The organism is Mesorhizobium sp., assembly GCF_004962245.1.
GTDB lineage: Bacteria > Pseudomonadota > Alphaproteobacteria > Rhizobiales > Rhizobiaceae > Mesorhizobium.
Map to the genome: position 1 here is coordinate 67284 of NZ_SUHQ01000001.1, position 16644 is coordinate 83927.

Below are 16644 nucleotides of genomic sequence, written 5' to 3' on the forward strand. Positions count from 1 at the left end.
GGTTCCGAGAACCGGAACGCAGCGTACTTTTGGGTACGTGAGCACCGGAAGCGCAGGAAGCCGCCATTTGCAGGCCGGCATCACCTGAATATCAACACGCCTTAGGCCGGGCGCTTGATGCGGTCGGCCACCGCCGTCCAGGCGGCGCGGATCATGCCTACCAGGCCGCTTGGATAGACGAGCATGATCACGATGATGAGCAGCGCCGAGATCATCAGCCGCCACGCGCCGAAATCGGCCATCGCCTCGGAAAAGACGGTGAGCACGAACGACGCGACGATCGCGCCGTAGATCGTAGCTGTCCCGCCCAGCAGCACCATCGACAGGATGATGGTCGCCAGGCTCATGCCGAAAACGTCGATCGAGGCGTTGCGCTGGTAGGCGGCGTAGAAGGCCCCGGCAATTCCGGTGAAAAAGGCGCTTGCCGCCAGCGTCACCATGCGCTGCCGGACCAGCGAGACGCCGCGGCTGATGGCGTATTCCTCATTGTCGCGCAGGGCCACGATGCTGGCGCCGGCGCGCGAGCGCACGAACAGGCGCAGGAACAGCGTGCTGAGCACCAGAAGCGCCAGCGCGATGTAGAAATAGGCGATCTTGCCGTCGCGGATCATGTTGTGATCGAAGATATAGAGGCCGGGCACCCGCACCAGGCCCTGCGTGCCGCCCGTCAGGTCCGACTGGCTGACAATGACCTGCATGACAAGCTGCGCGAAGCCGAAGGTGACCAGGATGATATAGATGCCCTTCAGCCGCAGGATCGGAATGGTCACCAGCACGGCCGCCAGGGTGGCGATCACGCCGCCCGCCACAAGCGCGATCCACGGATCGACGCCGGCCAGCTTGGCGAGCAGGCTGTAGGTGTAGACGCCGATGCCGAACAGTGCCAGGTGGCCGAAATTGAAGACGCCGCCATAGCCGAGGCTGAGATCCCAGTTCGAGGCGACGACAGCGTAGATGAAGATCATGATCAGCACATGCCGGCTGTAGCTGTCGCCGAAGACGAGCGGCAACAGGGCAAGCAGCAGGAAGCCCGCCACGAAGCCGATCGCCTCGCGGTTCCAGGTCACGCGGCCGGGAGCCGCCGGAATGGCAACGTTGAGGAGCGTCATGCGAGCCCCCTGGAACGGCTGGCGAAAATGCCCTCCGGGCGCACCATGAGCGTCGCGATGAGCACGAGGAAAAGCAGCGCCGGCGTCCAGTAGAGGCCGAAATAGTAGTTGCTCGCCGCCTCGAAGAATCCGATCAGGTAGGCAGCGAAGATCGGTCCTGAAATGCTTGAAATACCGCCGAAAACCACCACGATCAGCGCCTTGAGCAGCGGGTCTGCGCCCATCGACGGATTCATGAAGCGGTAGCCGCCCATGAAGATGCCGGCCAGCCCTGCCAGCGACGCGGCGATGGCGAAGGCAAGGCCGTAAAGCGCCGTGACGTTGAGGCCGACGAGATGGCTCGCATCCTCGTTCTGTGCGACCGCCCTGAGTGCAAGGCCGAGCCGCGTGCGGTTGAGGAACGACCATAAGGCCGCGAGGATCAGCGGCGTGATGACGATGATCGCGATCTGGTGCAGCGACACGCCGACGCCGGCGATGGTGGTGTTGCCCTCGATCAGGCTGGGCAGTTGCTTGGAGCGCGGTCCCCAGACGGTCAGCGCCCCGTTTTCGATCAGTGAACCGGCCGCAAGCGTGGTGATGACGACCACCAGAACGATGTTGGGACGGCCGATCAGCGGCCGCACCACCGAGGCCTGCAGGATCCACCCCGCACCCGCCATGACGATGACGGCCAGCGGAAAGGCGATCACCACCGGCAGGCCGAAGGCGACAAGCTGCCAGGCGAAATAGGCGCCCAGCATCATGAACACGCCATGGCTGAAGTTGAACACGCCGATCGTCGTCCAGACAAGCGCCAGCCCGACCGCCATCATGGCGTAGAGCGAGCCCTGGAACAGGCCACCGAAGAAGATATCCGAAAAGACGCTCATGCCCGAACCCTGTCCAATCCTGCCTTCAATGCCCGAAATACATCGCCATGATTTCGCTGTGCTCGATGCTCTCGCCCGGCCGAATCTCGGTCTTGACCGCTCCGTGATCGACAAGGAACAACTGCCGGCTGAGTTCGAGCAGGAACTCGATGTCCTGCTCGACAACGACGAGCGGCACGCCGCCCCTGGAGATGTCCATGACGGCGGTGCAGAGTTCGTCCTTGATCTTCGGCGCCAGTCCAAGCGTCGGCTCGTCCAGGATCAGCAGGCGCGGATGGCTCATCAGCGCCGTGCCGATCGACACCATCTGACGCTCGCCGCCGGACAGCGTGCGCACCTTTTGGCGCCAGCGTTCGGCCAGCTTCGGGAACAGCTTCACCACCTTTTCGCGGTTCTCGGCCTCGTGCGGCCGCGCGCGCGGCGAATAGGCGCCAAGCGCCATGCAGTCGCCGATCGTCAGGTCGGGAAACAGCTTGTTGCCCTGCGGCACGTGGATGAGGCCGGTGGCGACGATGGCGCGCGCGCTCAAGCCGGTGATGTCCTTGCCGTCGAAGACGACGCGGCCGCTTTTCGGCGCGACCAGGCCGGAAATGGTCCTCAGCAGCGTCGTCTTGCCGTGACCGTTCGGCCCGAACAGCCCGACATTGCCGAACCGGCCGGCCTCGAGCGTGATGTCGTGCAGAACGGTCACGCGGCCATAGCCGGCGGTCACCGCCTCGACGCTTAGGATCGGGCTTTCGCTCACGCCGCCGACCTCCTTGTGCCGAGATAGGCTTCCACCACGCGCTGATCAGCGATCACGCTCCTGGGCTCGCCCGCGGCAAGCACACGGCCCTGGTTCAGCACCAGGAGATGTTGCGACAGGCTCATCAGGAAGGTCAGCACATGTTCGATCAGCACCACGGTGATGCCGCGCGCAGCCGTCCGCCTGATCAATCCGATCGATGTTTCGATCTCCGGCTTGGTCAGGCTGGATGCCGGCTCGTCGAGCAGAAGCATGCGTGGTTCCGTGGCGATTGCCGTTGCGAGCATCAGGCACTTGCGGTCGAACACCGACAACTCACCGGCGAGCCTTCCAAAGGCGGCCGTCGAGAGGCCGACGAACTCCAGCGCCTCGGCGGCGCGGGCCCGTGCCTCAGCCGCCCCTCGCCCGGGCGTGCCATAGCTGGCGCCGATCAGCGCGTTCTCGAAGACGGTCAGCCCGTCGAAGCTGGTCTCGCGCTGAAAGGTCCTGAGAAGGCCGAGCTGTGCAATGGCGTTGCCTGTCTTGCCCTGGATCTCCATTCCGTCGAACCGTATCCGGCCCTTGTCGGGGCCGAACGGTATGCCGGTGATGACGTTGAACAGCGTGCTCTTGCCGCTGCCGTTCGGCCCGGCGACGCCGAAGATCTCCCCGGCCTCGACGGCGAACGAAACGTCGTCGACCGCCCTGAGGGAACCGAACGCCTTCGATACGCCCTCGACTTCAAGCAGCGGCATGCCGCTATTTCATCCAGGGCTGCGGCTGGAACTCGCCGGTCGCGTATTTGGCGGGCGAGATCAAGGTGCGCTTGCCGTCCCATATCTGGAAGAAGGTGATCGGGATGTAGTCGTCGCCCTGCATGGCAAGATGGGTGGCCGGATCGAATTTCAGGCGGCCTTCGGCGACCTGCTTGTCGGTCTCGGACAGCGCCTTCATGATCGCGGCATGGTCCGTCGGATCGCCGGCCTTTTTCAGCGCGTCGAAATAGACGTGGACCATCTCGTAGAGGCCGACGCCGTATGTGCCGCTCTCGACGCCGTATTTGGCCTTGAACTTGGCGGCCACTTCGTCGGCGCGCGGGTTCTTTGGCGTGGTCAGCGCGCCGCCGAGAAGGTTGTAGATGACGCCGTTCGATTTTTCCTTCGTCAGTTCGACGAATTCCGGAACGCTCGGCGCATACTGCAGGAACACCAGGCTTTTGGTCGGCTGCTCAAGGAACTGGTTGAGGAACGAGGCCGAATTGCCAGGCAGATAGTCGGTGTTGATGACCACGTCCGGCACGTCCTCGCGCACCTTGGCCAGGATCGAACGCCAGTCGGTCACCTCGCCGAAGGGCACGAGCTCTTCGACGGTGACGGTCCAGCCCTTCTCCTTGAAGGTCTTCTTCATGCCTTCGGAGATGGTCTTCGAATAGGCGTTGTCGGACGAGATGATCGCGACCTTCTTGGTCGGCAGCGTGATCTTGCCTTCAGCCGACAGCTTCTCGACGAAAATGGTGACATCGGTGTTGTAGGCATCGAAGGACGGGGTCAGCGACCAGCAGCAGGCGTAGTTCTCCGGATTGGGTGCGATGATGTCCTTGGTCTGCTGCGACGTGGCGGCGAGCATATACGGCATCTCCGCCTCGGCCATGTGGTCGATCTCGAAATTGGTCAGGCTGGCATAGCCGGTCAGCATGAAATGCACATCCTGATCGCCGAGCAGGCGCTCGACCGCGCTGGTGACATTCGCCGCCGACTGGTCCTTCACGTCGCCCACGACCAGTTCGAACGTATGGCCGTCGACGCCGCCCGCGCTGTTTGCCTCATCGATCGCCATCTGTGCGCCGCGCTGGAATTCCTGGCCGTCGGCTGCGGCCGGGCCGGTCAGCGGCGCCAGCAGGCCGATCTTGACGACGTCGGCGAATGCCGGCGCACTGGCCAGCATCACGCCGAGCGACGTCCCGAGCAGCATATGCCGGATACGGCGTTTCATCGACTTGGTCCTCATTGGTCCTGTTCCCTGTTATATCCCGACGATGGTTGGATGATTGACAAATTATGCACAGGCGGGTCAATTTGAAAAGATATTTTCATTGGTAGGCGGACAAATTTGGCCGCTAAGCAGTTTGCCGGAACTGCGGCGGCCAAACGAATCGAGATAGAGCGATTGGAGACAGGGCGAATGGAGACAGGGATGGCGACCACAATCAAAACGATCGAAACCAGTCACGGCACGATCGCCGTACGCGAAAGCGCCGGCGCCGGCATGCCGGTACTGATGATCCACGGCAATTCGTCGTCGGGCGCCGTCTTCCGCAATCAGTTCGACGGCAGGATCGGCGCAACCTACCGTCTGATCGCCGCCGATCTTCCCGGCCATGGCGAGTCCTGCAACGCGGTCGACCCGGATCGCAGCTACTCGATGCCGGGTTACGCCGACGCGATGACCGAGGTGATGAACAGGCTTGGCATCGAAAAAGCAGCGGTCTTCGGCTGGTCGCTGGGCGGTCACATCGGGTTGGAGATGATCGACCGCTATCCCGGCATGCTCGGTCTGATGATCACAGGCACGCCGCCGATCGCCGCCGCCGATCTCGGCAAAGGCTTCAAGACCAGCCCGCATATGAACCTTGCAGGCCAGGAGACCTTCACCGAAGAGGATATCGACGCCTACGCGCACTCCACCTGCGGCGAGCCCTATGACCAGCTGCTCCGCAATGCCGTCGCGCGCACCGATGGTCGTGCACGCCGGTTGATGCTCGGCAAATTCGCGGCCGGCGAAGGCAAGGACCAGAGCGCGATCGTCGCCGGCAAGACGCCGCCGATCGCGGTTCTCAACGGTGCCGACGAGCCGTTCGTCAACACCGATTTCGTCGACACGATTCCGTTCTCCAACCTCTGGGAAGGCAAGAAACACCTGATCAGCAATTCCGGACACGCGCCGTTCTGGGATTCGCCGGACCGGTTCGACCCGATCTTCGATCGGTTCCTCAAAACCCTCGAGCCCGGCTGGCGCGGCCTGCCGGGCGCCGTATAGGCAGTTGCCGGATCACGCAGCAGTTTTGCGAAAGGCTGCGAGGCTAAACCCTTAGCCCCCTCACCCCGCCTCCTCGCTTGCCCGGAACCATCATGTCCCTGGCAAGCAGGCCGCTCATCCGGCAGAACGCCATGAACGCCCGGCAAGCGTCCTCGGTCTTGACCAGGTCGACCGTGGCGCCGAAGCAGGCATTGAACGCAGCCTGATAGGCAGGGCCCTGTCGGCGAACCGGCCAGCCATGCAGGAAATCGAGCGCCTGTTCGACGCTGTATATCTCCTCGATCGGCAAACTGGGCGCGGGCGTGATGCGTACCGGCACCTCGAATTGCAGCCTGTCCATTCGCTTTCTCTCCCGAACGGCGTTCCCGCAGCAACGCCACCCGTCGCAAAAAGTTGCCTTGGCCGGCTTCGCGCCTTGGGCTCGACTTCTCGGAAGGGGCGAACGGCGAGTCACGTCGTGCCGCCCACCTCTACTCGGAACCGCGCCTGCAAAGGGATGACACCGACGCCTCAAAGAAAAACCCGCCTCGGCGGGCGGGTCATCGGCGCAAATCAGCACCATATTGGAATTACTAGCATAACTGCCGGCACAAAGCAAGAACAAACCACGAGCTTGCGTTTCCTCACTCCTCCTGTCCAGACGCACTCGATCCATGCGCTCTCAACAGGGTAGCTGCGGATACTGCCCTGATTTGGGCTGCACGCCTTCGCGCGACGCGCGTCGGACAGGCACGAGATGAGCCCGCAAGGCATGAATTTCGCCGGCTTATGCCCGTCGCCGGCAGTTCTTCCTTGAACCTTGCGCCGTCCGATGCCAAATCTGGGAGGATTTTCGCGCGGGCTCATCGGAAGCCCTTTCTCCGGCAAGACGGACACAATGGTCACCTATCTCGACGCCGCCACGGCACCACTCAGAAACACCGGCCAGATCCGTCTCTACGGCGAGGAAGGCTTCGCCGGCATGCGCAAGGCTTGCGACCTCACCGCACGCTGTCTCGACGAACTGGTGCCGATGGTCGCGCCGGGCGTCACCACCGAAGCCATCGACCGTTTCGTCTTCGAGTTCGGCATGGATCACGGCGCATTGCCGGCGACGCTCAACTATCGCGGCTACACGAAGTCGTCCTGCACTTCGATCAATCACGTCGTCTGCCACGGCATTCCCGATAACAAGCCGTTGAAGGACGGCGACATCGTCAACATCGACGTCACCTACATCCTCGACGGCTGGCACGGCGATTCCTCGCGCATGTATCCGGTAGGCACGATCAAGCGTGCCGCCGAGCGCCTGCTCGAGGTCACGCATGAATGCCTGATGCGCGGCATCGCCGCGATCAAGCCCGCGGCCCGAACCGGCGCCATCGGCGCCGCCATCCAGACCTATGCCGAAAGCGAGCGCTGCTCGGTGGTCCGCGATTTCTGCGGCCATGGCGTCGGCCAGCTCTTTCACGATGCGCCGAACATCCTGCACTATGGCAGCGCCGGCGAGGGCGTCGAGATGCGGCCGGGCATGATCTTTACCGTCGAGCCGATGATCAATCTAGGCCGGCCGCACGTGAAAGTGCTGTCGGACGGCTGGACGGCGGTGACACGCGACCGCTCGCTGTCGGCGCAGTACGAGCACACGATCGGCGTCACCGAAACCGGATGCGAGATTTTCACGCTGTCGCCAAAAAACCTCGACCGCCCCGGCCTGCCGGCCTAAGCATTTTGCAGCGGCGGCCGCATAAATGCGGCAAAACAAACGGCTAGAGCGGTTCACTGGGTTCAAGCGAACCGGAACAGCTCTAGTGCCTTGACAAGTTGGGCGGGCACCTGCCCGGCAAAAATGCTGGATGCGGGCGGCCTATGGGGAAAACCAGCGACGACGACGAGCGGGGCTTCTTTCCCGAGAAACCGATACAATCGCTGGCGAAAGCTGGGTCCCTCGAAAAGCCGCATTATCTCGGTCACCGCGACCGCTTGCGCCAACGGTTCGCCGCCGCGGGTCCCGATGCCCTCCCCGACTACGAATTGCTGGAGCTTTTGCTCTTCCGCCTGATCCCTCGCACCGACACCAAACCCGTCGCCAAGGCGTTGCTAACACGTTTCGGCACGCTGGCCGAGGTGCTTGGCGCGCCAGTCGCGCGGCTTGGGGAGGTCAGGGGTATCGGTCCGGCGGTGGCGCTCGATCTGAAGGTCATTGCCGCGACCGCCCAACGCGCGGCCCGCAGCGAGATCAAGGGCCGCGAGGTCTTGTCGTCGTGGACGCAGGTTCTCGAATACTGCCGGTCGGTCATGGCCTTCGAGGAACGCGAGCAGTTCCGCATCCTGTTTCTCGACAAGAAGAACGCGCTGATCGCCGATGAGGTGCAGCAGGTCGGCACCGTCGACCACACGCCGGTCTATCCGCGTGAAGTGGTCAAGCGCGCGCTCGAACTCTCCGCCACGGCGATCATTCTGGCGCATAATCATCCTTCAGGAGACCCTACGCCCTCGCGCGCCGACATCGAGATGACCAAGCTGGTCATCGCGACGGCCAAACCGCTCGGCATTGCCGTCCACGATCACATCATCATCGGCAAGAAGGGCCACTCGAGCATGAAGGGCCTGCTGCTGATCTGAGCAGCAGCCACCGGCCGCGCCACGCTTGTCGACGCGGCGGCGTCAAACCGCGACCGAAATGGTCGGCCACGCCCTCACGCATTCGCTGCTGGATGGAGGTCAGTCGTCATGGCTCATCATCAGGTTGGATGCGGTCTGGAAATCAGACACTGCGCCAATAGCACTCCGCAGATTGGCGGCCTTGCGAGCACGAGGAAAATGCTCCCGCCATGCGTCGACATACGCGAACACCTTTCCGGTCCGGTTGTCCAGGACCAGTACGTTTCGCCCAAGCTCATTCGACAATATGAAGGCATGCAACCGGTCGGTGATGACGGTCCGCGCCGGCCGCAGCAGCGACACCGCGCTTGCCACCTTGGCAGAGGTCACCCAGTCCTGCGTAGCAAGTTTTTTGGAGCGCGGAGCAACCGCGAGAGCGAGCTTGCCGAGGCGGTTCCAGGCGACCTGGGCCTTCAGATCGCGCCAGTCGAATAGCTGGATTGCCGACGCGTCCGCGGGCTGGGACGCTTCCCGATCGTTTCGCAGGACGGCGCGGAGGTCGGCGGTGGGCGCGGATGGTTCGAAATGCAACGCGTGGGCGAGATCCGGGCAAAGCGTGCTTTCGAGTCCAAGCAACCGTTCGAGATCGGCCCGCGACTTTTCCTCGCGCGCAAAGAAGACAACCGGCTCCCGGTTGCTCAGCATCCGGCGTGTCTCCTCGAGGATCGCCGCATCGGTCTCGGCCATCCATGCGCAGCTTGCAGGAAGTTGCACGACCGGATTCCTCGGAACGAGCGAAAGAACGCGTAGGCGCGCGCGGTGGTGCCTGGAATAAAAGTCCCCGAAATTTCCCCCACCCAGAAAATAGATCACTCCGTCGCCGATCGCAGAACGACACCTTTGCGCCGAAAAATTCTTCAGCGCCGAGGTGTAGGCCGGCGGCGTTCCGTTGAGTTTATCGAGGACGGCCCGGGTGCCGAGCCAGATCGCCGCATCGCCGGGATTTAAATAATCCGGATAGTCGATCAGGGCATAGGGCGCGTTGGTGCGAACGGGCATAAGCCTGTCGAAAAGAACCGATTTCAGAGATGTCGGGGGCCGTCTCTCAGATGGCGTCGAGTTCATCGCCTACCATTCTCGCGTGGCCGGATGTTTCCAGCCATCTCCGGCCTGGCGGCCTGTGTGCCGCATTGACATGGGTTCTATGCCTGAACTGCAGTTGGTACAGGCTGTTTCGGACGAAGCGCGTCAAGAAGCTCTGGTGGCACGATTGACCTCGACCAGCTTCGATCTCGCTGCTCGACAGGTGATCGGCGCGCCGCGACACCGGCGACGGCTGTACAAGCTTCACGCATGAACCGTGTTCCCACCAATGCTTCATAAAAAGATCGACGGGGCGCCCGAACGGTACGCTTGCCCTGGCAAGTTGCCTGGCGGCGGGTCTCGTAATGGCATAGGCGGCGGTCGACATCGGGATAATTCTGGGTGTGCCGTAGCTGTAGCCGTTCGGCAGGGTCACCGCATCGCCAAGGGTTTTCACCTTGTTGCTGTAGAGTTTCAGTATGTCCCAGTCCGGTTCTCTGCTGCTGATTTCTGAGAGCAGCTTGTTCAGCGACCCGTCGAATTCGACGTCATCCTCGAAAACGAAAGCGGCCGGAGATTTCCCTTCGCCGATTTGCGCCCAGACGTCGATATGGCTGAGAAAACAGGCGATCTCCGACAGCGCAAGCGCGCGCTTGCTGAACCGCGGGGGCGGATTTGCGACAAAGCGCCGCGCGTCGGCGTCGGTCAGCGTTTGCCAGTCGTGGGCGGCAACGCGGATGAACGGCAGCCCACAGCGATCCATCAGCGCTTGGGTTGCCGACATACGATCTTGTGCGCGGTCCAGATTGATGATGAAAATGGGCCACATACGTTATTATTCCCCCGCAAACCCGACGCGTTGGCCGACGGCGAGTTCACACAAAACAATGGCACAAACATCAGGCGCGAGGAAGCGGCACCGCGCGATCTTTGTTCCAGAAGCTGCCTGGGTTGCGGCGCACGTTATCCATGCCTGGCGAGCAGCGGGCAACGAGGTCGCCGAAATCTGGCGTTTTTGGCCTGAGGCCGTAGCCGTCATTGACAAAACAGGCGCGGCTCCGGCTGAGACGGCGCCGACAATTTGCAAGCCGGGCCACAGACGTTTGAAATGAATGTTGCGAAACGCGCCAGAGGCTTGATGCTGCCACCCCTTGAGCTTTCATTCGAAGAAAGCGGCATTTCGGATCCGTCCCTGCTGGTCGTCGCCATCAAGGGCGGTGGACTCAGGCGGAGCGTGATCTTCAAATCGTCCGGACCGGGCTTGCGGAAGTCCGGCGATGTTCTGCTTTGCCTCGGCCTCATCCCCGCGATGGAGCTCGGCTGCGACCTCGTCATAGATATGCCGGTCGATACGTCGCTGCTTGAAAATGCCCAAAGAATCCAGGCCATGCTCTGTGAGTGGTATCCTGGCTACCGGCCAGTGAATATCCACGCGGAACGGACGACCACGCAGTATCCGCCGTCGCGCGGCTCCGGCGTGTTCTTCTCGGCCGGCGTCGATTCGTCCTATTCCCTTGTGGATGCGCGATCCCGTCTCGACGGGCTGGTTACCCTGATCGGCGCCGATGTCGCGCTTTCAGATCGTCGCGAAGCCGACCATCTGAAAGCTATGGCTCGAAATGTCGGCGCCGCCTATGGCCTGGAAGCAATCATCATCGAAACCGATATCAGGACGGTATTCGACCGGATGATAGGCTGGGTCGAATATCACGGGGCAGTGCTTGGCGCGGTCCGCCATATGCTCGCGGATCGGTTCCAAAATCAGCTCATAGCCTCATCGGCGGATGAATCGTCATGGACCCGCCGATGGGGCTCGCACCCGGCTCTTGACCCTCTGTTCGGCACGGACGGCGCGAGGATCGAGCACCATGGCCTCGTTCACAGGTTGGCGAAAATTCAACGGATTTTGAGCGAGCCCATGTTGATGAACAACCTCAGGGTTTGCGACTACCAGCACGACAATTGTGGCGTCTGCGAAGACTGCACCTTCATGGTGCAGGCACTGGATACGTTGGGCGGGCTGGACCGGGCTCCGACGTTTCCCACAGGCGCTTCGGCTGGCGGACGGATCAAAGTGACCGGCGAAGGAAGCAAGTCGGACCTCTTGCATCTGGAGGCCGCGGCGTCCGCGACCGGTCGGTCGCGTCGCCTTGTCGATGAAATCGATCGGGCGATGCGTTCGTACGAGACAAAAAAGAAGATCAACGCCGTGCTGCAACTGCCTGAGCTGAAGCGACGTTTCAAGCGGCTGAAGCGCCGCTACCGATATTGGCGGGCGGCGCATCGGGATTGAAGCCGGTCCGTCTCGTGCGGCCGTGTTCGTACAGTTGCTTGCAATGATCGCAGGCGAACGCCTTCCCGCAACTCTCGGCCCAACATCGGATCGGCACTCGCCACTGATAGAGGATGCGCTCCAGATGATCGATGCCGGACGATTTGATGTAGATCAGTTCGCCCGCCAACGCAGTGGCCATCAGGAAATCGCTCGCGTCCTTGGTGCTCGCGAACACAAACAGCCGGTCCTTGTTGTCCGGCAGCATCCGCGCCACGCGTTCGCTGTTCCGGCCAACAAAAAGCACGCGATCGCACACGCCAAGCGCGGTTTGCGCAATTCGGCGATATTTTTGGCCCGATGCGCCTGCATAGTCGGAAATTGTCCCGAAAACCATCGTCCGCCGCAGCGACGTGGAATCGCATACGATGTCGATGCTCGACTGCATCGTCCACAGGGGCGCCTTGGCGGTGTCGAGAATAATGGTCGGCCCGTTTTCCATTTGATGGACGGAGTCCCTTCCGTGGGACGGCTCCTGCGATTCTACCGCCTGAATGCACGTCTGCAGGTCGATCCCAAGCGCTTGCCCGCAGGCAATGGCGGCAAGCACGGGCGTTATCCATCTCTCTCCGATGAGCCTTGTTCTGACGGGCAATGTCTGGCTCCCATCAGTAACGGTAAGACGCAGGCGTTCCGGAAATCTCGAACAATGATCCACAACGCGGATATCGGCGGCCTCGCTTTTGCCGAACGTTACCACGCGTTCGTTGGTCTTCTGTGCCATCCCCAGAACCAGCGGGTCGTCGGCGTTCAAGACCGCCGTCCCTCCGGGCGGCAGCATTGCCACCAGAGCTGACTTCTCGTCGGCGATCGCTTCCTTGCTCCTGAACTCCTTGTAATGGTCCGTTCCGATCGTCGTGACCACCGCAACCGTATGCCGAAGAAGGCGCGCCGTCAGCGTCACGGCACCGACCTCGTGACCGCTGACCTCTTGCACCCAGTAGCGGTCAGACCGGCGGGCCCGAACAATGCTTCTTGCGACACCGTACCTTGTGTTGAAGCCAACCCCGATCCGGGTCGGCCCGACCGCGGAAAGGATGTTTCCAAGAAGCGCCACCGTGGTCGATTTGCCGCCGCTGCCCGTCACTGCCACGAGATGTTGCGGTCGAAGGCTCCTTCGCCAGATCATTGCCACGGGAATCCACCAGCCACGCCTCATCCCGCGCACCAGCCGGCGCAGGGGCCTTTCCCTCCCGTTGATTTTTTTCCAGAGTCTCAAGTGGAACGGCCGCCTCCGCAAGCGACGATTTAACCGACACTCTCGGCGTTGCGCAATGTCTCCGCGCTGGTAAGACTGCGCACCGGGGCGCGACGTGTTTGCCGGGACGAGTGAGGCGGGAAGGATGCATGGCCAGTCGGCGGAAACACTCGACGCATATTATGCGAAAGATACATTTCTGGCCCCGCGCATCTGGGAAGAGGCAAGCCGCTGGTTTCCCAACGAACCTCACATGGTCGAGTTCATCACGGGGCATTCACTTTCATGCGCTGGCCGCCTGCCGCTGATCTGTCATCGCGGAACGGTTGCGCCGGATGGACTTGCCGCGATGCGCGATGCCGGGCTAGCGGTCGCGGACACGCGCCTGGTCTATGACACGCGTGCCCAGTATCGCGACCACGTTCTGTCGCTTGCCGGAAAAGCGCTCAAGGCCGTGACGATCTACTGGACGCCTCCTGAGGTAGCGCCACCGCGCATGACGTGGATTGACCCCGCGGTCCAGCAATATCTGAACAACAAGGGCAATCTCGCGGAGCTGGTGCCGGAACGGGCCGTTCCCCGGCGAAAACTGGCAGCCGTTGGAGCCGAGGTCACGGCGGCGCTGCACGCCATGCCGCTGCCAACGGTGCTGAAAGTGGCGACCGACCTGCCGAACGGCGGCGGGCAGGACGTCATGATCTGCCGCCGACCACGTCACCGAGCACGGGCGGACCGGCGCTTCGGCAATGGCGACACGCTGATTTTCGAGGAAGTGCTTGATATCGCCGAAAATTACTGCGCTCAGTATGCCGTACTCCCCGATGCGACGGTCGCCTATGTCGGCGCGTCTTCGCAACTTTGCCTGCCCAACGGCGTGCATGCCGGCAATCTCATCGACCCCGATCTCGCCCCTTCCGACGATGTGATCGCACTTGGGCGCGAAATCGCGCTGCGTGGAGCAGCGCTCGGCTTTCGCGGCATCGCCGGCTTCGACATCGTCGTCACCGGTGACGGCCGTCCGATGGCGATCGACCTCAACTTCCGTCTTGTTTCGAGCACCGCGCAGGTGCTGTTGCATCCCAGGCTTTCGCGCGAGCGGGGGCTCATTGTGTCAAGGCTCGCGTTTTGCGCGTTCGACGGCTCCCTGAACGAGTTGCTGCGGACATGCCGGCTTCACATCGATGCTGGCTGGCTGGTGCCGTTGGCGATGTTCGACCCCGTTTATGGACATGCTGGTCCCGGACCGGCACGCGGCCGCTTTCTGATCTTCGGCGAGTCGCAGGAAGCCGTCGCTGCCCGTGAAGCCGTTCTTGAAGCATCCGGCATTCAAATCGCCGGACGCAGACAGAGCTTCGCTGGGCGCACCGGCGCTCTCGTCAAGCGGCTTGTCGTGCGTTTGTCGCGTGGGTGGACGCCATGACGCCTGGACCTTCCCGGAATGATTGTTTTCAGGTGGAAATCATCGATCGTCCGGCTGAGTTCGCCCGTCTCGCCGACGAATGGGACGAACTCGCCAAGGGAGCGGCGGACCTAGCGGTCTTCCGCAGCCATGCGTGGGTTTCGCGCTGCTGGCAGCGCCATCAGGCGATGCACGGGCGCTCCATGTACATCGTCGTCATTCGCGACGGCGCAGAATTGGTTCTCGCCGCGCCGTTCGTGCGCATCGCTGACTGGTACGGAACAGCCACGCTTGCGTGGCTCGATTCGATGACGCCGCTTTACAACGATATCCTCGTCGTGAGCGACCAGCGTTCGGACGCACTGAAGCAAGCGCTATGGCGGCATATCCGGCGGCAGTGGTCGATCCGGGCGCTCAAACTGAATTGCGTTCGCGACGACGCCGAGATCGCACCGATTCTTGACAAGGCCGGCGCCATTCGCACATGGGAAACGGTTGCGCCTGCGCTGGACATATCGGCGTTCACAAGCCGGGACGATTTCCTGGCAAGCCAGTCTTCCAATGCGCGCTACAATCTTCGCCGCTACACCAGGCTGATGGAGCGCGAAGGTCCGGTGCGGTTCCGCGAGATAGGCTCGGCCGGGGACCTTGAAGCCTCGATACGTTGGATATTCGCTCACAAGCGGAAATGGGTCGAGGCGCGGTTCGGCGCGGCCAACTGGATTGCAGCCGCGGGTGTCGAGGAGATGTTTCTGGACGTAACCGCGTTCGAATCCAGGCGCGGCCGCGCTAGTGTCGTGGTGCTGGAGACGAAGCAGGAGATCATAGCGGCAGTGCTGCTTTTCCGGTGCGGCGGAACGATCTTTCCGTCGAAACTCGCCTATGACCCCGCGTGGCGAAAGGTTTCGCCCGGCTGGGTGCTGATGATGCACATCATTGGCGAAGCATGCGCGACAGGCGTGAGATCAGTGGACTTCATGATCGGGCGGGACGCGTGGAAAGACCGTTTCGGCGGTCAGTCCATTGCCGTCAGCAACTATCGCCTGCGCAATGGGCTGTGGCCGTGAAAATTACCGTCGCGCCGGCCTTACCCGTTCGTTTCGTGCCGCTGCGATGAGCCGACCATGCTGTGCGCCTGGCGCCCCCAGAGCATGTATTGCTCAGGGCATCTGCGCAGGTCGGCCTCGAACTGACCTCGGAAATCGAGCACGGCGCTGGCCAGTGAACTGAAAGCCTTCGCCGACGGCCGTTCACTTCCGGGGCCTGGCTTTTCGCTTCGAACGACCTGGATTTCGGCGCCGATCATCGCGTCGTAAGTCTCGAAGGGCTGTATTTCGAGCGTTGACATCGAAAACAAGGCGGCACCGCATCGCGCGGCAAAGCTCAGAGGCGTCGTGGCAAACTGCGCATGGCCGGACCCGCCAAGCCGTGTTTCAACGAAGGTCGATCCCGAATAGACATTGTTCGTCATCAGGACCACGCCATTGTTCTTCAGGATGGCGCTGATGCGCTTGGTGACCTGATACGCGTCGTCGCGATCGAAAACGATCCTGCCGGCCAAATAGCGATTCTCAACGCGCACCAGAAACGGATTCAGAAATCGTCTCGCGAAAGCTGAATTCGAAAATCCGTGCTCGGAAACGCTGACTTGATGGCAGGTGATGCCGGCTTCATGCAGCGCTCTTTTGCCCATCAGGTTCTGCGCGGTGAACTGGTTGCACCAGATGATGACGCCGTTGCCGCGTTGCAACGCCGCCTTCACTCCATCAACGCCGCTAACGCGGATGCGCGGTGCCCAGCGCAACCGCGTGAGTTCGCCAGCCAGCAGCATGATGCGGCGATGCCTTGCGTCGCGACCAGCGCGAAACAGCGCCGGAGCCTGCGGCTTGGCGGCACCGCCAATGACGCACGATACGCTCTCGACGAACCCGGCAAGATCCTTGCGGGCATGCTTGCGGAGCCGGACCCCGGCCTGGAAGTGGCAAAGGCGAGCCCAATACCGGCGCGGGACGATGACCGCGACCAGAATATCCAGGAGGATCAGCAGCGCATCGCGAAGATCTTTCTCCCGCACGACCCGCGGCTTTTCTTTCGTCACGGCGCGGCGGGAATAAAAAACGACGTCCTCGTTGGCCCCGTCGACAAAGACACGCTGCGTCACCTCTATTTTGAAGTATTTGTCGGCGGGTTTCTGATCGGCCAACTCCCCCTCCGGATCAGCAAGAATTTACGGGACTTCGCACCTGCCACGAAACGCTGAGAACGGCTTAACGCAGGCGCCGCTCAGAGCAATGTGAGAGCGGACAGT

Annotated in this window: 17 protein-coding genes; 7 read left to right on the top strand and 10 right to left on the bottom strand. The window is 62.2% G+C overall.

Annotated elements, in window-relative coordinates:
- Positions 1 to 101 precede the first annotated feature (101 nt).
- The 5 genes from E5X88_RS00320 to E5X88_RS00340 are packed head-to-tail and all read right to left on the bottom strand — an operon-like array spanning position 102 to position 4697.
- Positions 102 to 1109 (bottom strand): branched-chain amino acid ABC transporter permease, encoded by a 1008-nt coding sequence (locus E5X88_RS00320; RefSeq protein ID WP_292157084.1) that lies wholly within the window; start codon positions 1107 to 1109, stop codon positions 102 to 104.
- Positions 1106 to 1981, bottom strand: a complete 876-nt coding sequence (locus E5X88_RS00325) for a branched-chain amino acid ABC transporter permease (RefSeq protein WP_292157086.1) — start codon at positions 1979 to 1981, stop codon at positions 1106 to 1108. Before E5X88_RS00325 ends, E5X88_RS00320 begins: the two co-directional genes overlap by 4 nt.
- Before the next feature lie 25 nt (positions 1982 to 2006).
- Positions 2007 to 2726, bottom strand: a complete 720-nt coding sequence (locus tag E5X88_RS00330; protein ID WP_292157088.1) for an ABC transporter ATP-binding protein — start codon at positions 2724 to 2726, stop codon at positions 2007 to 2009.
- On the bottom strand, positions 2723 to 3460 hold the full coding sequence (locus E5X88_RS00335; RefSeq protein WP_292157090.1) for an ATP-binding cassette domain-containing protein: 738 nt from the start codon (positions 3458 to 3460) through the stop codon (positions 2723 to 2725). Before E5X88_RS00335 ends, E5X88_RS00330 begins: the two co-directional genes overlap by 4 nt.
- 4 nt (positions 3461 to 3464) lie before the next feature.
- Positions 3465 to 4697, bottom strand: coding sequence for an ABC transporter substrate-binding protein (locus E5X88_RS00340; RefSeq protein WP_292157092.1), 1233 nt, complete (start codon positions 4695 to 4697; stop codon positions 3465 to 3467).
- A 201-nt stretch (positions 4698 to 4898) separates the two neighbouring features.
- On the opposite strand from E5X88_RS00340, the gene E5X88_RS00345 reads away from it, so the two are divergent.
- Positions 4899 to 5741, top strand: coding sequence for an alpha/beta hydrolase (locus E5X88_RS00345; RefSeq protein ID WP_292157094.1), 843 nt, complete (start codon positions 4899 to 4901; stop codon positions 5739 to 5741).
- Between the two features lie 43 nt (positions 5742 to 5784).
- Here E5X88_RS00345 and E5X88_RS00350 read toward each other — a convergent pair whose 3' ends face one another.
- A complete protein-coding gene (locus tag E5X88_RS00350) occupies positions 5785 to 6081 on the bottom strand; it encodes a DUF982 domain-containing protein (protein WP_292157095.1) in 297 nt (98 codons plus the stop codon).
- Positions 6082 to 6618: 537 nt separating this feature from the next.
- Here E5X88_RS00350 and map point away from each other — a divergent pair.
- Both map and radC read left to right on the top strand, forming a co-directional pair.
- Positions 6619 to 7446 (top strand): type I methionyl aminopeptidase, encoded by an 828-nt coding sequence (gene map / locus E5X88_RS00355; protein WP_292157096.1) that lies wholly within the window; start codon positions 6619 to 6621, stop codon positions 7444 to 7446.
- Positions 7447 to 7589: 143 nt separating this feature from the next.
- On the top strand, positions 7590 to 8345 hold the full coding sequence (gene radC / locus E5X88_RS00360; RefSeq protein ID WP_292157098.1) for a DNA repair protein RadC: 756 nt from the start codon (positions 7590 to 7592) through the stop codon (positions 8343 to 8345).
- A 99-nt stretch (positions 8346 to 8444) separates the two neighbouring features.
- On the opposite strand, the gene E5X88_RS00365 is transcribed toward radC, so the two are convergent.
- Together E5X88_RS00365 and E5X88_RS00370 are read right to left on the bottom strand one after the other, a co-directional pair.
- On the bottom strand, positions 8445 to 9383 hold the full coding sequence (locus E5X88_RS00365; protein ID WP_292157099.1) for a polysaccharide pyruvyl transferase family protein: 939 nt from the start codon (positions 9381 to 9383) through the stop codon (positions 8445 to 8447).
- Between the two features lie 46 nt (positions 9384 to 9429).
- The gene (locus tag E5X88_RS00370) at positions 9430 to 10236 is read right to left on the bottom strand and encodes a glycosyltransferase family 25 protein (RefSeq protein WP_292157101.1); all 807 of its coding nucleotides are present in this window, start codon (positions 10234 to 10236) and stop codon (positions 9430 to 9432) included.
- Between the two features lie 309 nt (positions 10237 to 10545).
- Here E5X88_RS00370 and E5X88_RS00375 point away from each other — a divergent pair, with 309 nt between their 5' ends.
- The gene (locus tag E5X88_RS00375) at positions 10546 to 11700 is read left to right on the top strand and encodes a hypothetical protein (RefSeq protein ID WP_292157103.1); all 1155 of its coding nucleotides are present in this window, start codon (positions 10546 to 10548) and stop codon (positions 11698 to 11700) included.
- Here E5X88_RS00375 and E5X88_RS00380 read toward each other — a convergent pair.
- On the bottom strand, positions 11648 to 12868 hold the full coding sequence (locus E5X88_RS00380) for a Mur ligase family protein (protein ID WP_292157617.1): 1221 nt from the start codon (positions 12866 to 12868) through the stop codon (positions 11648 to 11650). The genes E5X88_RS00375 and E5X88_RS00380 overlap by 53 nt on opposite strands.
- A 322-nt stretch (positions 12869 to 13190) precedes the next feature.
- Between E5X88_RS00380 and E5X88_RS00385 the strand changes: the two genes are divergently transcribed.
- Both E5X88_RS00385 and E5X88_RS00390 read left to right on the top strand, forming a co-directional pair.
- Positions 13191 to 14357: a hypothetical protein gene (locus E5X88_RS00385; RefSeq protein ID WP_292157104.1), complete on the top strand. Its 1167-nt coding sequence runs from the start codon at positions 13191 to 13193 to the stop codon at positions 14355 to 14357.
- 32 nt (positions 14358 to 14389) lie between these two features.
- A complete protein-coding gene (locus E5X88_RS00390) occupies positions 14390 to 15403 on the top strand; it encodes a GNAT family N-acetyltransferase (RefSeq protein ID WP_292157106.1) in 1014 nt (337 codons plus the stop codon).
- 20 nt (positions 15404 to 15423) lie between these two features.
- On the opposite strand, the gene E5X88_RS00395 is transcribed toward E5X88_RS00390, so the two are convergent.
- Positions 15424 to 15897, bottom strand: a complete 474-nt coding sequence (locus E5X88_RS00395; protein WP_292157108.1) for a hypothetical protein — start codon at positions 15895 to 15897, stop codon at positions 15424 to 15426.
- Between the two features lie 90 nt (positions 15898 to 15987).
- Here E5X88_RS00395 and E5X88_RS00400 point away from each other — a divergent pair, with 90 nt between their 5' ends.
- On the top strand, positions 15988 to 16596 hold the full coding sequence (locus tag E5X88_RS00400) for a hypothetical protein (protein WP_292157110.1): 609 nt from the start codon (positions 15988 to 15990) through the stop codon (positions 16594 to 16596).
- Positions 16597 to 16644: the final 48 nt, after the last annotated feature.

Bases quoted from the DNA above. Each gene is read 5' to 3' on its own strand.
- E5X88_RS00320 (WP_292157084.1), bottom strand. From the start codon at position 1,109: ATGACGCTCCTCAACGTTGCCATTCCGGCGGCTCCCGGCCGCGTGACC.
- E5X88_RS00325 (WP_292157086.1), bottom strand. From the start codon at position 1,981: ATGAGCGTCTTTTCGGATATCTTCTTCGGTGGCCTGTTCCAGGGCTCG.
- E5X88_RS00335 (WP_292157090.1), bottom strand. From the start codon at position 3,460: ATGCCGCTGCTTGAAGTCGAGGGCGTATCGAAGGCGTTCGGTTCCCTC.
- E5X88_RS00340 (WP_292157092.1), bottom strand. From the start codon at position 4,697: ATGAAACGCCGTATCCGGCATATGCTGCTCGGGACGTCGCTCGGCGTG.
- E5X88_RS00345 (WP_292157094.1), top strand. From the start codon at position 4,899: ATGGCGACCACAATCAAAACGATCGAAACCAGTCACGGCACGATCGCC.
- E5X88_RS00350 (WP_292157095.1), bottom strand. From the start codon at position 6,081: ATGGACAGGCTGCAATTCGAGGTGCCGGTACGCATCACGCCCGCGCCC.
- map (WP_292157096.1), top strand. From the start codon at position 6,619: ATGGTCACCTATCTCGACGCCGCCACGGCACCACTCAGAAACACCGGC.
- radC (WP_292157098.1), top strand. From the start codon at position 7,590: ATGGGGAAAACCAGCGACGACGACGAGCGGGGCTTCTTTCCCGAGAAA.
- E5X88_RS00365 (WP_292157099.1), bottom strand. From the start codon at position 9,383: ATGCCCGTTCGCACCAACGCGCCCTATGCCCTGATCGACTATCCGGAT.
- E5X88_RS00370 (WP_292157101.1), bottom strand. From the start codon at position 10,236: ATGTGGCCCATTTTCATCATCAATCTGGACCGCGCACAAGATCGTATG.
- E5X88_RS00375 (WP_292157103.1), top strand. From the start codon at position 10,546: ATGCTGCCACCCCTTGAGCTTTCATTCGAAGAAAGCGGCATTTCGGAT.
- E5X88_RS00380 (WP_292157617.1), bottom strand. From the start codon at position 12,868: ATGATCTGGCGAAGGAGCCTTCGACCGCAACATCTCGTGGCAGTGACG.
- E5X88_RS00385 (WP_292157104.1), top strand. From the start codon at position 13,191: ATGGTCGAGTTCATCACGGGGCATTCACTTTCATGCGCTGGCCGCCTG.
- E5X88_RS00400 (WP_292157110.1), top strand. From the start codon at position 15,988: ATGGCAGGTGATGCCGGCTTCATGCAGCGCTCTTTTGCCCATCAGGTT.